Here is a 15301-nt window from a genome sequence, read left to right as displayed (position 1 = left end):
TCTTTACTGTGAATTACGCGTCCAACCGACGATACAGATCAATGATCTCTTTTGCTAAATCTGTAAAAGCAATAGATGTCATCAGGTGATCTTGACTGTGAACCGTCAAAAGTGTTACTTCAACGTGGTTTCCTTGTGCTTCTTGCGTCAGCATCTCTGTTTGAGAGTGATGTGCTTGGACTAAAGATTCCTCTGCATCTTTGATTTTTTCATCTGCTAAAGTGAAATCTCCTTTTTTCGCAGAAGCAATCGCTTCCATTGCATCGCTTTTTGCATTTCCGCCAAACATGATCAGACCCATAATGGCTTCTAGATTTTTTTGATCTTCCATTTCTTGTTTCCTCCGATATTTTTATTATTTGTTTATTAGTTTTTCTGCTTGGTCGAGTACTTTTTCACCATTCATCATGCCATAGTCAGCCATATTGATCACATCTAGAGGAATGCCTTTAGGTGCTAGCTTTTCAGCAAATTGATTTTGCATAAAACGTACTTGCGGACCTAAAAGTAAAACGTCTACATTTTTAGATTCTAGTTGATTATCTGCATCTGAGGCAGAGACAGCAAAGATATCTGCTTCCATTCCTTTTGCTTCTGCTGCTTTTTGCATTTTTGTGACTAGGAGGCTTGTACTCATTCCCGCTGAACATACAAGCATGATTGTTCTCTTTTCCATTTTAAACACGTTCCTTTCTATTCTTACACTTGTATATAAAGCAAGTAGTGTGCCAACTTTAAAAGCGCTTTAAAAAGTTGATAATATCACGTTTATGGTCTATACCAAGTTGCATACACACTAAAAAAGAAAGCGCACACTAAACACACAAATTCTTTTTTATTGTATTTATTTCTTTTAACGTGCACAAAAAAGTTATGACAAGTCTTTTGTCACAACTTTTTTGAATAAGAGGTCAAAATGCTACTTTCACAACCTCCTTTATTCCAAATAACCAGCAAATACAATCAATATCTTCGAAAAACTTCTAGTTATTTATAGGCTTCATTAGGCAAGCTTAATTCTCTCTTATCAATCAGAGACTGATACCAGGAAGCGGACTTTTTCAATATTCTGCTCCGTTCATCGTTCAATTCGATTCGAACTAATCCATATCGATTCTTAAATGCATTCATTGGTGAAACACAGTCAGTGAATGCCCATAGCATATAACCTTCGCAATTTGCACCTTCTTCTGCTGCTTTGATCAAATAACGCAAATGCTGTCCAATAAATTCGATACGATAGTCATCTTGCACGATCCCTTTCTCATCCATGTACTGTTCTTCATGTTCTCTTCCCATACCATTTTCTGTTATCAGCCAAGGGATATTATGATAATTTTCTTTTAGATACATGGCTATATCGTACATGATTTTTGGATAGATCTCCCACCCTCTAGAATTGTTCATTTTCTTTCCAGGTAAATCAAAGACTTCATAATATCGTTCTGGATGGAAAGGTGTCTCTTCATTCCATTGGTAACGAGGAGCACGAACGCGTTTAGGGTAATATTGATTGATCCCAAGGAAATCTATTGTATGATGCTGAATCGTTTCTAAATCCTCTGTTGCAGGATCGAAATAAATCGATTGTTTTCGACACAACTCTAGGAACTCTTCTGTGTAGTACCCTTTTACCATCGGATCAAAAAATACTCGATTATAAAACAGATCATACATATAAGCAGCTTTTTGGTCTTCTGGAGAACTGGAACGAGCATAGACCATCTCAGGATTTAAAATACAGCCAATCCTTCCGCCATAATTGCCACTATGGTAAATTTCTACAGCTTTAGCCGTTGCTAATACTTTGTGATAATTCCACATCATCCATTTTTTTGTGTTTTGTTCATGCGGCCAGCGAACAGCATCCAAATAGCAACGCGTTTGGGGAACGATTGGTTCGTTGAATGTAAACCAGTTTTTTACCCTGTCACCGTAACGATCAAAAGCAATCTTTGCGTACTTAGCATAAAAATCAACCACTTTTCTTGAAGACCAGCCATCATATTTTTCCAAAAGAAAAGCAGGGACTTCGTAGTGTTCTAAACAAATCATCGGTTCTACGTCTGCTTCGATCAAAGAGTCGATCATTTCACTTATATGCTGAGCATATTCTTCATCTACTATACAATTCTCGTAATCAGTGAAAAAACGAGCCCAATTGATAGAAGTCCGATAATGTGTCAGATGGATGGATTTCATCAAATCTACATCCTGTTGGTACTGCTCCATAAAATTAGTTGCTACGGCTGGACCATACCCATTATGCCAAACAAAATATTCATTTTTATACCAGCTATCTATAAACGAATCCTGTCCTTCTTTTTTTCCTTTCCAACCTTCCGTTTGCCAAGCAGAAGATGCTGCACCAAGAATAAAATTTTCTGGAATAGTAATTTTCATGATTTCCTCCTGTTTTTTAGATCCCATCATTTTCCACACGATTTGCTACTTTTACGAATGGCAGATAGATCAAAATAGAAACAACAATACAAACAAGTTGCGTAATAACTGCACCGATATTTCCTGCTGTGGCCAGATAAGCATTGACGATCGGCGGCATCGGCCAAGGAACCATTACAACTGCTTTTGCCGCAAATCCTAAAGCGGTTGCAAAATAACCAATCGTTCCTGTAACAAGCGGCGTTAAGATAAACGGGATAGCTAAAATAGGATTCAGCATGATCGGCATACCAAAAATAACTGGTTCATTGATGTTGAAGATCCCAGGAGCAAGAGATAACTTGGTGATTTGTTTCATATCTTCTCGCTTTCCCACTAGCAATACTGCTATCAGTAGACCTATCGTGACCCCAGACCCGCCCATACTCATATACATATCCCAAAATGGCATAGTGATAATGTTTGGTACTTCTTTTCCAGCTTCAAAAGCTTCCGTATTTACAGCAATTGCCGCTAAAAGCAACGGTTCTCGAATTGGCTTCACCATTTGATTTCCATGGATACCAATCACCCAAAAGACTTGCGCAATGAACATCAATAACAAAATACCTGGTAGCCCTTGAACGACACCTTCTAATGGGCGTTGTACGACATTGTAAATGATATCATAAAGGTACATCCCTGTAAGTTCTTTGATGATAAACCCCGCAGCCGCGATACCTGATACTGTCAGAATCGTGGGAAATAACGCAGAAAAACTGGCAGAAACATTCGTTGGCACGGTATCCGGCATTCTCAGCTGTAGTTTCTTCTGTTTCCTCAACCAGCAATAAAGTTCAATGGAAAGGATGGAGACCAACATTCCCAAAAATAACCCTTTCGTATCTGTATATTGTTTAGCCAATACGTTTTCTACTATAACAGTCTGATTTTCATTCACTAATTCATAAACAGTTGGATTAACAGATAAATAAGACATCACTGCGATGATACCAGGGAATACACCCTCCACTTTATTCAGCTTTGATAATTCGATTCCTATCAGAAAAACAGCATAGATGGTCAAGAAACTTAGTGTGACATAGCTGATGGCAGATGCGATAGGTTTTAATTCTTCTAAAAAACGCAAAAAACTTATCTGTGCTAACCCATTTTCCGAATCAAAGACCATTGCTGAAAACAACGTGCCAAAAGCACCCGTAATAATTACCGGAATCAATGCAGCAAATGCGTTTTTTATCACCATGATATACCTTAAATTATTGATTCTCGTTGCCACGTTCCCTAAAACATTGGCTAATTTATCCATAAAACTCATTCCAGATCCCCTCATTCCTGCTTCTTCTCCTTGCGTCATCTCTTTTTGCCTGTTAGTCAGCGCTTACATTTCGGTGAATAAAAACTATTTGCTTGTCCGTTTTACCAAATATAAAACAAAAATTCATCTGATGTATTTATCATAAAATACATCAGATGAACTGTCAATTAGTTTCTTTCTTCCCAATTATTTTCTGTAATTCTCTCCGATTTGTTGCCATATGGACAGTCATCGCATCAAATGCCGCAAGTACATTCCGCCTCTCAATAGCCTGAACGATTTCTGTGTGGATATCGATCGTCTCGATTTTCAAATGCTGGATATCATAATTTTTGTTAAATAAAGCAATCGATTCATTAATGATTGGAATGATATGCAGTAACGCTACGTTTCCGCTAGCTTCTGCAATCGTCGTATGAAAATCGATGTCTAATTGAACATGATCTTGTGTACCTTCTCGAAAAGACGTTTCAATCTTTTGCGTTAAGCTTTTCATTCGGCTGATTTGATTTTTCGTTGCATATTCCGCCGCTAACCCTGCCATCTTTGGCTCCAGTAAATATCTCAGCTCAAACAAGTCTCGTATCATCCGGTCCTGATCTTCAATCAAAGAAAAACCGAGTGGATCATTAGCAATCCCTCGCTTATCACTGACAAATGTCCCCGCCCCTTGCCGAACTTCAAGAATATTCCTAGAAGCAAGCGCTCGGACAGCTTCTCGCACCGTGCTGCGTCCCACCTCTAAATAATCGGACAACTCATATTCATTCGGCAATTTATCTCCTACTTGCAACTGCTTTTCCTTTAAATATCTAAGGATCTTGTCCGTGGTTACTTCTACTAGGGTTTTATTTTCTTCCAAACCACATACCTCCTTTTCATCTGATGATTTTTTCGTAATTATTATAACACGTTTGAATCATCTGATGATTTTTTGTATAAAAAATTGATTCATCCGTTCATGGATATACAAACGAAGCTATTTACCATAAAAAAAGACTAGGATAAAATTCACTCCTAGCCTTCGATCATTTTTATTTTGAACGACAAAACGTATGATGTTCAATAATAGATGAGCTTCATTCGTTTCTTGATGACATTTTTTGATAGATGGATAAAAAGTTTGATTACATCATTTCTATTCTAGAATTTGGTCGATCTTCAATTCTTCTTCTGGTGAGAAATCTAAATTATCCATCATTCGAACACTTTCTTGTAACTGACTTAACCGACTTGCTCCAACCAGTACACTCGTAACAGATTTTTGTCGCAAATTCCATGCAAGAGCCATTTGCGCTAATGATTGCCCTCGTGATACGGCGATTGTCTGCAGTGCTTTGATTTTTTCCAGAGTTGATCCAACTTGTTCTTCTGAAAGGAATGGTATTTCCTTACGATGTGCTCTAGAATCTTCAGGAATCCCATGCAGATAACGATTTGTCAGCAAACCTTGGGCAAGCGGGCTGAACGTGATTGCTCCTAGACCTTCTTCTTCTAATACTGGAGATAAGTCGTCTTCTAGTAGTTCACGAGAAAACATATTGTAGCGCATCTGATGAATAATGAACGGTGCTTCTTTTCTTTTTAAAATTTCAGTCATTTTTTTGGTATCTTCTCCATTATAGTTGGATATACCAATATATAATGCTTTTCCTTGTCTTACAAGTTGCATCAATGCTTCTGCTGTTTCTTCCAAAGGTGTATCAGGGTCTGGACGATGATGATAGAAGATGTCGACATAATCTAGCCCCATTCTTTGGAGACTCTGATCACAACTTGAAATGATAGATTTACGAGAGCCCCATTCTCCGTATGGACCTTCCCACATATGATAACCTGCTTTGCTAGAAATAATCAGTTCATCACGGTAGGCTTGAAAATCTTCTCTAAAAATACGCCCGAAGTTTTTCTCTGCAGCTCCAGCAGGGCCTCCATAATTATTCGCAAGGTCGAAATGGGTAATTCCCATGTCGAATGCACCTCTTAAAATCTCTCTTTGGTTATGGATAGGATCATAATCACCAAAATTTTGCCATAATCCGAGAGATAAAATCGGTAATTTCAAACCTGAATGACCGGATTTACGATATTCCATTTTTTCATAACGTGCACTATCTGCAATATACAAGTTTTCTCCTCCTTACCATTTTTAAAACGCTTTCTTTCGTTCTGGTTTTAGTTTACTACATTTTAAAGAAAAGGAGTTAGTCAAAATGATTTTTTCTTGTATTTTTTTACCATTTGTTTTTTATTCGTTGATAGATCAGAAATTGTTTACGTGCTTGCTGAATTTTTTTATAGCGTTTCGGTTGTTTTTTGTAAAATTGCTGATGATAATTTTCTGCTGGCCAAAACGTACCAGCTGGTTCAATTTTTGTGACGATTGGTTGGTGGAACGTTCCTGAACTGACTAGTTCCTGTTTCGATTGCTCCGCTAATTTTTTCTGACGTTCGTCTTGATAAAAAATCACCGGACGGTACTGCTTCCCTCTATCTTGAAATTGTCCAAAGGCATCTGTGGGATCAGTTATTTGCCAATAGATTGTCAACAAATCGCTATAACTTATCTCTCTCGTATCATAAATGATCTCCACAGCTTCCACATGGCCTGTGTAACCACCACTTACTTGATCATAATTTGGTTTTTCAACATGTCCGCCCGTGTATCCTGACAAAACGGATAGGATCCCTTTTTTCGATTCAAACGGCTCGACCATGCACCAGAAACATCCCCCTGCAAATACTGCACGTTCTTGATAGTCAGCATCTTGCATAGCATGCTTGGAAAAGTCATATTTTTGCTGCGTGTCAAATCCTTCCGTAAGCAATAAATAAAAGTCCATTACGTCAGGCGTCAGATTAATTCGGATAGCTAATGGACGTAGTGTTGCTTCTAGTTTTGATAACTGTTCTTTAGCGGATGTATTCTCTCTTATGTCATTCTTTGTCTGGATCAATACTTTTCGTTCCCAATCTCGTGTATTCGGATTTAAAATCAGATTATAAAGTGTTTGAATGAATACTTGTTCCTTATCCATAGACTCTCCTCCTTTCCGAAGAAGACAAGCTAGTGACTTTAGCTGTAATTTATCATAAAGTGAGGAAATAAGCGATTGAATCGTATCTATTCAAAGAAGATAAGCGGCTTCAGATGATATAAGATGATCTTTATCTTAAAAAGTATACTCTATGGTTTGGTTTAACTAAAAAACGACCTCTGAAAAAAGGGATGTTCTCCAGTTCTCAGAAGTCGAGTAAAGATGATTCTTTTTTTATGAACGATAATAAACTTCATCCAAAAACAGACCTTGTGCAGGGACGGTTTCTCCTGCATGTTGCCGCACTTTCCTTTCGAATATTTCATCGATTGTTTCTATCGGCATGGCACCTGTACCGATTTCTAGTAATGTTCCCATGATGATTCGCACCATTTTATATAGAAATCCGTCTCCGACAAAGGTAAAATGAAGCATTTCTCCCTTACGTTCGATAGCTAATTCATCAATCGTGCGTACTGTAGATTTTTTTGATTTTTTCAATGCAGAAAAACCAATGAAATCATGTGTACCCATCAATTTTTCGCAAGCTGCATTCAGCTTATCCATATCCAACTCTTGAGGAAAATAAAAGCTGTGATTTCGTTCAAATGCTGAAGGAATCACGTTGTTCCAAACATAATAGCTGTATTTTTTGCCCACCGCATTATATCTTGCATGGAAGCGCTCAGGCATCTCTTCGATTCTTTTGATGACAATATCTCGCGGAAGATAGCGATTCATAAAGTCGATCATTTCTGCCAGTCCAATTTCTGTGTTTGTTTTGAAATTTGCCACTTGTCCTCGCGCATGCGTGCCGGCGTCTGTTCTTCCTGATCCAATAATTTCTATCTTTTCATTTGTCATCTGATGCAACACTTTTTCGATTTTCCCTTGGATGGTTTTATCGTCATCTCCAAGTCTTTGCCAGCCTGAATATCTTTTTCCGTCATATTCGATCGTCAACTTGATGTTTCTCATATTTATTTAACTCCTTTATGGTCAGTTACAATTTATTTGCTTCATGAGTATAACATAATCTAAATAGCGTAGCTTGCAAACTATTGATGTCTCCTTGATTTTCAGATACTCATTTTAAAATAATGCTAGTTTTCCTAATTCTCATTGTCTATACTTGATATATATTCTTTAATCTATTATCGGAGGAACTTGTTTTGAAAAAACTGTTAAAAAAAGATGCTTTCACTTACTATTCTATTTTAAGCATCTGCTTATGGGTCGTTATCGTTAGTCTTTATATGTGGTGGCCTATTGCTGGAAAAGCCCCTGTTGAGCTATGGGATGGTCAATCCCAACACTTTGTTTCATTTGTTTATTTTGGCGAATACATTCGGGAAATAATCAAAAATATTTTGATTGATCATAATTTTTCTATCCCAACTTATGATTTTAGTATTGGTTATGGTCAAGATATTTTAGGAACATTACATTACTATATCATTGGTGATCCTTTTTCACTGTTAGCAGTATTTGCTAAACCAAAGTATGCAGAATTTGCCTTTTCATTAGCAATCATGTTACGCATTTTCTTTTCCGGAATCTCTATATCGATCTTTCTTCGACATAAGAAAATGGCCAACTATCAAACTTTTATCGCCACATTCATTTATGTATTCTCTGGTTTCGTACTAAGTTCTGCTTGGAAACACCCTTACTTCATCAATCCGATGATTTATCTACCATTGCTATGTTTGGGGCTTGAGTATATCTTCGAGAAAAGAGGATATAAACTCTTTACGTTTATGATTTTCATTTCTGTTATCAGCAACTTTTATTTCTTTTATATGCTTTCTATCTTAATCTTTTTATACGCTGTTTACAGATATTTTGAACTTTATACTTTAAAAGACTATAAAGTGTTGTTTTCTCTGTTATTCAAATCTATTGGTAGTTACGTATTAGGAATAATGATGGGCTCCGTTATTTTCATTCCCGTAATTAATCAATTTTTCAATGCTGGACGCGGGGAGATTCATTCAACGCTCTTACCTTTTTACACGAAATCATTTTATTTGAATTTTGTGAAAAACTTTATTTCACCAGTTTACGGAGGAGAAGCCTCAACTGTCACAGCCTTTTTCCCAATCATCATTTTTGTATTATCTGTTATTTTATATCGTTCTAAGCAAAAAAATAATTTTGCAAGACTTGATCTTTTAGCCATTAGCTTGTTGACTATTTTCTTATTCTTTCCATTTTTTGGTAGTCTTTTCAACGGATTCTCTTATAGCACGAATCGTTGGATGTTTGGTTATGCATTCTTTTGGGCTTTTCTAACAGCAAAATACTTACCTGTTTTAGTTGAATCCGCAACTGATTTATCAAAAAGAAAACGGTTTGTGCATATTTCTTCTATTGTTTTCTTTTTCTTTATCCTTTTCGCTTTTGCAAACTATAAGCGAAATGTACAGCCTTATATCGGTTTGATCTTCCTGTTGCTCTATTCAACTATCTTTTTATTGTTTGCTAATTCGAAAAAAACAAAAATCGCGTTGAGTATACTGGTATTTTTGAATGCTCTAGTTTATGGAGCCTTTCAAACAAATGTCAAAATCAATCCCCTTATTATTAACAGTTATACTGATAAAAATATCGTAGAAAATGATTATTGGGCACCAAAAAGTTCAGCTATCTCAGATATTATCAATAAAGATACTGACTGGTCTCGGTATGAATTGTCTAAAACTGGAAATCCTCGTTCCGAAGAAAACAATGCTTTGTTAAGGGGAATAAATAGTACGAATTTTTATTTTAGTTTAGCAAATAAAAATATTTTTTCCTTCAATAAGTCTATTGAGAACAATATCAACAGTGACTATGAATATTATGGGCTAGATAGTCGTGCAGAATTAGGCACTTTAGCAAATAGCAAATATTACGCAAAACTAAAAACTGACACTAATCAAGATATTCCTTTTGGTTATACTTATTTACAAACAATCAATAAAAATGGTCAAGATGTAGAAATCTATCAGAATACAAATTTCCTACCTTTTGGCTATACGTACGATTCCTATATCAAACAAAATGATACTCAAACTAGTTCATTAGCTATTATGGATAGTATGACAAAAAGCGTTATTATAAATAAAGATATCTCTGGTCTAAAGAAAAATCCTATTACCGATAAAGGAATCAAAAAACTGAACGATCATATACAGCAAACGGATGGAGTAGAGATAAAAGGAAATCAGTATATCGTTTCTAAGAACAATGCAACTGTTACGTTTTCTGTAGATGCTCCATCTGATTTGACAAACAATTATTTGTTTCTACGGTTTAAGGGAATAAATTATCCTAATACACAACCAGGATTATTTCTTCCAACTGAGACCGCCACGTATTTAAAAGTAACTTATGGACAACTGTCAAAAGAATTTAATTTTCGAAATCAATATCAAGGATGGTACGTAGGGATCAAAAATTCCTTACTTAATTTAGGGGCAGTGCAACCTAATCAAACTATTCAAGTCAGCTTTAGAAATCAAGGAGTCTATACATTTGATTCTATTGAGTTATATACGCGTGACTATAGTCAATTAAGTACGGAAATAGCTAAATTAAGGGAAAACACACTTCAGGATGTTCATTTTTCGGCAAATGAAGTATCTGGTGAACTAAATCTGGAAAAAGAAAAATTGCTTTTATTAACCATCCCTTATGAAAAAGGATGGACTGCTTATGATAACGGAAAGAAAATACCAATTATCCAATCGAATTATATGTATACAGGATTACTCCTCAATCCAGGTAATCATCAAATCAAACTGATCTATCATACACCTGGTTTAACGACAGGTTGGATACTCACTATCGTTGGATGGATCATCTTCTTATTCACTATTATCTTGAAAAAACGATTTTCTTTTAAATAATTCAAGAAATTTGGGTTTATTTCCGAAAGATACTTCTGGAACACCCTTTGTTCGAAATAAGGGACTGTGACAATACTTTTGTCGCAGCCCTTTTATTTCACTTATATTCTAAAAGATAAATTGCCATTATGAATTACATGAATTCATAATGAATCACTTCTTTATATTCCTCATATAATTCCGCGTTTCGCAGATCGCCCCCATCTAAATTCGCCGAATAAAATATAGGAGGATGTTTTATCCCATTTGCAATAAGCTGTTCGCAAACTTCCACGATGATCGTATTGAGGATGGCTGCACCGATTACAGTAGAGGAAGGACCAGCTTTTTGTACGATACCTGTCAGCTCACAGCAAGCATCTCCTATATCCCCATGGTTATCGATAACTATATCAGAAACCTCAAACAATCGTTTCCCTGATGAATGACGACTAGTCACCGATCGTGAATATTGGACATTCGTCAAACTAATGATTTTTACGCCCTTCGCTTTTGCAGCTAACGCTAAATCAATAATGATTGGGTTTCTTCCCGATACCGAGTGAAGGATCAATACATCTTGATCTTTAAATGAAACTGTTTTTGCTAAATTCGTTCCATATCCTTCTAAACGTTCCATTTGACTGGTAAAGGTGATAGGGGAACGATCTAGCATCACTTCTCGTCCAAAGATAGCATTGATGGTCATCATCCCACCAGCCCGATAATACATCTCTTCCGCTAAGATACCAGCATGACTAGCACCAAAAATATAGACCGAACGTTTTTGCAGATTCGCTTGGGTCAATACATCGATTGCTTCTTTGATTGACTTTTTTCTTCCTTTTCAACCAAATCTAATAACTGTTTGATTTTATCCATATATTTGAACATCTAGAACCCTCCAAACAAACCGCTGAATCCTCTACCGATCATTCCCCATAACGACAAATCGTTTCCGCCGAAAATCAATATCCAGCTTTGGATCGTCGTACTAAAAACAATAGCTGAAAAACCAGCTAATACGACCATGACAAATGAAGCTGCGATTGTTCCGACAACCGCTCCACGAAAGCCACCTTGACCTTCACCGATGACTGCTGCACCACCACATTCAAAGAAACTTGTGATTACTAATGGCACAAGCAACACACCGAATAGATGGAATGAATTAGCCAAAACAACTAAAATCGTAGAAGTGATCATTGCCACGATAAAACCGATAATCACTGCATTTGGTCGATAATTGAATAAAATAGGCACATCAAATGCTGGTTTCGCTCCCGGTACGACTTTTTCTGCAATCCCTTGAAATGCTGGAATGATTTGATTGATCAGTAGTCGGACACCATATAGCATAATGAGTAGTCCTGCACCAAAATTCAACCCTGCTTCAATCGAAAACATCAGGAGATTATCCCCTTCTGGTATCAAAACAGGTGCGATGATCCCAACTACGGTATTCATCAAGAACATGACTAGTGCACCTGTAATTGAGATTTCTCGGAAAAATGAAAGATTCTCAGGTACTTTGATATCTTCTGTCGATTTTTCTTTATTTCCTACTCGTTTTGCTACAAATCCCGAAACTAAAGACAAAACACCCGTTGGATGACCAATCAGGAAAGAATCATCTCCCGTAGCATCCCAGACATATTTGCGCATGATCCACGGCATGAAAGACCAATAACAAGCCGATAAAATCCCGCTGATTCCAATCAATGCTCCCCCTGACAGTCCTGCTTCCACACCAGCTGCTACAAATACGAAAGGAAACCACCAAAGCATATGACCTGTTAAAAAGATCGTCTTCACAGGTGTAAACCGAGCAATCAATAAATGGATAACCAATCCTAAAAACATAGCTAATCCGACCGTTCCGCCATATTCTGCAGTAAACGTCACATCAGATAGTCCTTCTGTCACTTCTACACCCAACTGTGTTTGGACAGCTATATTGATTGGAGAAATCGTTCCGACCAGCATATTGACACCGGCGGTCAAAGCAACCATACCAAATGCAGCGGTCAAAGCTCCCTTAACCGTTTCTGAAAATGATTTTCGCTGGATGATCAGCCCGAGCATCGCAATCAAACCTAGCAAGACGGGCGGATTCTTCAAGATGTGTTCACTAATGAAATTCATTCTTTTATTCCCCCTTATCAGCTAGATATTGTTCCAATTGCGCCTTTATTTCTGAAGTATCCATATACTTTTTAATAGGATAAACAGGCGCTTTTACAGAAGCTTTTAGTTCTGGAAGTAATTCATGACTTGTAAAATAAACATCTGCCATCGTTGCTTTGGCAGTGGATAAATCTGTATTTTCCACTGTCACCTTTAAACCAAGCTCCTTAATTACTTTATCAAGAGACATTTTCAAAACCATAGAACTCCCCACACCAAATCCACATACTGCTAAAATTTTCATTTTTCTTCCTCCTTATGCAAATAACTGAATGATTGTTTCTTTATTTCCTGATAAAATCGTTTGATATTTTTCATTGTCCATAAATATTTCCATGATATCTTTTAATCTCTCCAGATGGCTTTCGTGGTTTTTGGCAGCTAAAACCAAAAAAATATGGATTGGTTTCCCTTTCATATCTACAGCATCTTTTACGACTAAAAGACTCATACTTTGCTCGTTTACTCCAAGACCTGGTTTTGCGTGCATCAGCGCAAAATAATCAGCCAACACCATATATGGTCCATTTTCCTCTACACTTCTGATCATGTTTTCTAAATACGTATGCGTTATCATTTTGTTTTTTAATAATGGATTACTAGCAATTTCGACTGCTTTCATCCAATTTTCAGCCGTTTCTATTACTTGGATTTGATTTTTCGGTAGCAATTTATTGATACTACTCATTCTCTGACCTCCAACATTTTTGAAATAAACCAATTTTTATCCTCTATTCCTTGCATGACCATTTTCATCACAGGTTCGACTTCTTTCACATCTTCTTCTCGGATCATTAGCAGAACAACGATATCTGCCTTTTGATATCCCCATGAAAATGGCTTGTCTGCTATCAATACAGCAACCGAAGTTTGTTTAACGACATTAGGATTGCCATGAGGAATAGCAAAACCATTCTCCAAGTATGTTGATTGGATTTCCTCACGCTCAAAAATAGAGTGGAGAAATCGCTGTTTCGAATCTTCATTCTCAAACTGTTGCTGATCAACCAAAAAACGGATAGCAGCTTCTTTTGAATCAAAGTGATCAAAATAGACATTAGAAGAAATAAGAGTTTTCACTTTTTCAGCTATCGAGCCTTCGATGTTTATTTGTTCGTTATCTATGACCAGATCGATATAATGATTCATGATACGTTTCATATCTCTAGCAGTAACCATTGGTGAGATTCTTACTACTGGTCTAATTTGTTTAGGTATATCGACAGTGGAGATAATCAAATCTACGTCAAACAAATCTAGTCTGTTCAATTTATCGACAGATGCTGTTTCGATACTATCGATATCAGGTAAGATTCTTCTGATTTTTGCAGAAACAAATGAACTGGTTCCCATGCCATTGGGACATACGAATAAGAGTCTATTTAATCGTTTGACACGCTCGATTGCTGCTTGGAAATGGATAGCTACAAAACCTACTTCATCTTCGGACAAGCTTACTTGATAAGGCCAGCGAAAATCATTTAACGCAAACCAGACAACACCATACAAAGAAGGATAATTTTGTTTTATCTCATTTATCAAAGGATTTACGATGGTCGTTTGAGCCTCAATACGTAAAAGCAGCTGATACAGATGGACAAGCAGATCTTCTTCTAAACGACTATCTTGGGTAAGATCTATCTGAATGCCTCTACTCACTTTTTGGATCAATTGCCGGATTTTTTCTCGAAATACTAAAGGGATCGTTTCATTTTTCATGAAAAAGCGTAAACCACTTCCCACAATAACATAAGTCAGATACTGTACTTCTTCTTGCGAAAATTGGTAAATACGCTGTTCCTCTAACTGATACAGCAATTAACAAACGAGGGGATATTTATTGAATTCTAAAAAATACTTTCCATATTGATTTTTACCTTTTAAGCTGATTTTCTTCCCTTCTCTTGAACGCTGAATCATCAATAAGATCGAAACGATGATACTTGAAAAGTAGCTTTCTGGTATCTCAATTTGCTTGTCTGCAATGCTCTCGTGAAAAGATCGTTCGACTATTGCTAGAAGCTTTCGATCCACTATTTCTCTTACGATCTCCAATTCATCAAAATGATTCAGGATCATACGCTTCAGTACCTTCTGAACCTGTATTTCATTTCCTTCAAAATATGTCCCGAAACGATCAAAACTGAGATTCAATCCTTCTTTCGCAAATACATATTTGATGTAAGAAATATCATTTGCGATACTGCTTCTGGAAACATAATATTCTTCAGAAAGTTGCTGGTAACTTACATGCTCGAAATTGGACAGTCTGTTCAGGATCGCTACTCTTCGTAGTTTGCTTTCTTGATATTGTATTACACTCATTTCCATCACCTTCTATATTCACTATAATTTTTTCTTATAAGGAGAACTAGACCAAATAAAAGATTAAAATAACCTGAGAAATCATACACTACTCTTTCTCAGTTAATATACGCTAAAACAGAAGCTCTACAAGAAAATTATGGAACTATATTTCAGAA

At 36.6% G+C, this 15301-nt stretch carries 12 protein-coding genes and 2 pseudogenes; 1 reads left to right on the top strand and 13 read right to left on the bottom strand.

All coding sequences use genetic code 11. The features are described 5' to 3' along the window. Positions 1 to 13: 13 nt before the first annotated feature. The 8 genes from IGK53_RS01425 to truA form a co-directional block, all read right to left on the bottom strand. A complete protein-coding gene (locus tag IGK53_RS01425; protein ID WP_430604904.1) occupies positions 14 to 331 on the bottom strand; it encodes a PTS lactose/cellobiose transporter subunit IIA in 318 nt (105 codons plus the stop codon). A 24-nt stretch (positions 332 to 355) separates the two neighbouring features. Further along, the gene (locus IGK53_RS01420; protein ID WP_002292494.1) at positions 356 to 676 is read right to left on the bottom strand and encodes a PTS sugar transporter subunit IIB; all 321 of its coding nucleotides are present in this window, start codon (positions 674 to 676) and stop codon (positions 356 to 358) included. 311 nt (positions 677 to 987) lie between these two features. Then, positions 988 to 2403 carry a glycoside hydrolase family 1 protein gene (locus IGK53_RS01415; RefSeq protein WP_002329666.1) on the bottom strand — a complete coding sequence of 472 codons (1416 nt, stop codon included), beginning with the start codon at positions 2401 to 2403 and terminating at the stop codon, positions 988 to 990. A 16-nt stretch (positions 2404 to 2419) separates the two neighbouring features. Continuing rightward, complete coding sequence (locus tag IGK53_RS01410; RefSeq protein ID WP_025479010.1) at positions 2420 to 3736, bottom strand: PTS sugar transporter subunit IIC; 1317 nt, start codon at positions 3734 to 3736, stop codon at positions 2420 to 2422. Between the two features lie 148 nt (positions 3737 to 3884). Next, a complete protein-coding gene (locus IGK53_RS01405) occupies positions 3885 to 4583 on the bottom strand; it encodes a FadR/GntR family transcriptional regulator (protein WP_002316012.1) in 699 nt (232 codons plus the stop codon). 276 nt (positions 4584 to 4859) lie between these two features. Continuing rightward, positions 4860 to 5816, bottom strand: a complete 957-nt coding sequence (locus IGK53_RS01400) for an aldo/keto reductase (RefSeq protein WP_002348342.1) — start codon at positions 5814 to 5816, stop codon at positions 4860 to 4862. A gap of 139 nt (positions 5817 to 5955) precedes the next feature. Continuing rightward, complete coding sequence (msrA, locus tag IGK53_RS01395; RefSeq protein WP_002329668.1) at positions 5956 to 6759, bottom strand: peptide-methionine (S)-S-oxide reductase MsrA; 804 nt, start codon at positions 6757 to 6759, stop codon at positions 5956 to 5958. Positions 6760 to 6993: 234 nt separating this feature from the next. Next, a complete protein-coding gene (gene truA, locus IGK53_RS01390; protein ID WP_430604903.1) occupies positions 6994 to 7737 on the bottom strand; it encodes a tRNA pseudouridine(38-40) synthase TruA in 744 nt (247 codons plus the stop codon). 194 nt (positions 7738 to 7931) lie between these two features. Here truA and IGK53_RS01385 point away from each other — a divergent pair, with 194 nt between their 5' ends. Then, a complete protein-coding gene (locus tag IGK53_RS01385; protein ID WP_430604902.1) occupies positions 7932 to 10652 on the top strand; it encodes a YfhO family protein in 2721 nt (906 codons plus the stop codon). 133 nt (positions 10653 to 10785) lie between these two features. Here the strand turns inward: IGK53_RS01385 and IGK53_RS01380 are convergent. The 5 genes and pseudogenes from IGK53_RS01380 to IGK53_RS01360 form a co-directional block, all read right to left on the bottom strand. Then, positions 10786 to 11525: pseudogene (locus IGK53_RS01380) on the bottom strand (sugar isomerase domain-containing protein). Next, positions 11526 to 12776 (bottom strand): PTS ascorbate transporter subunit IIC, encoded by a 1251-nt coding sequence (locus IGK53_RS01375; protein WP_002329672.1) that lies wholly within the window; start codon positions 12774 to 12776, stop codon positions 11526 to 11528. 4 nt (positions 12777 to 12780) lie between these two features. After that, positions 12781 to 13062 (bottom strand): PTS sugar transporter subunit IIB, encoded by a 282-nt coding sequence (locus IGK53_RS01370; protein WP_002329673.1) that lies wholly within the window; start codon positions 13060 to 13062, stop codon positions 12781 to 12783. Between the two features lie 12 nt (positions 13063 to 13074). Next, positions 13075 to 13506: a PTS sugar transporter subunit IIA gene (locus IGK53_RS01365; protein WP_002329674.1), complete on the bottom strand. Its 432-nt coding sequence runs from the start codon at positions 13504 to 13506 to the stop codon at positions 13075 to 13077. Continuing rightward, positions 13503 to 15143, bottom strand: a pseudogene (locus IGK53_RS01360) (BglG family transcription antiterminator). The gene IGK53_RS01365 and the pseudogene IGK53_RS01360 overlap by 4 nt, the downstream one beginning before the upstream one ends. Between the last annotated feature and the right edge of the window lie 158 nt (positions 15144 to 15301).

The sequence above is a fragment of the Enterococcus sp. DIV1224 genome (genome assembly GCF_050555455.1).
Lineage (GTDB): Bacteria > Bacillota > Bacilli > Lactobacillales > Enterococcaceae > Enterococcus_B > Enterococcus_B lactis.
Note: the sequence above shows the minus strand (reverse complement) of the source record. Positions and strands in the feature narration are given on the sequence as shown.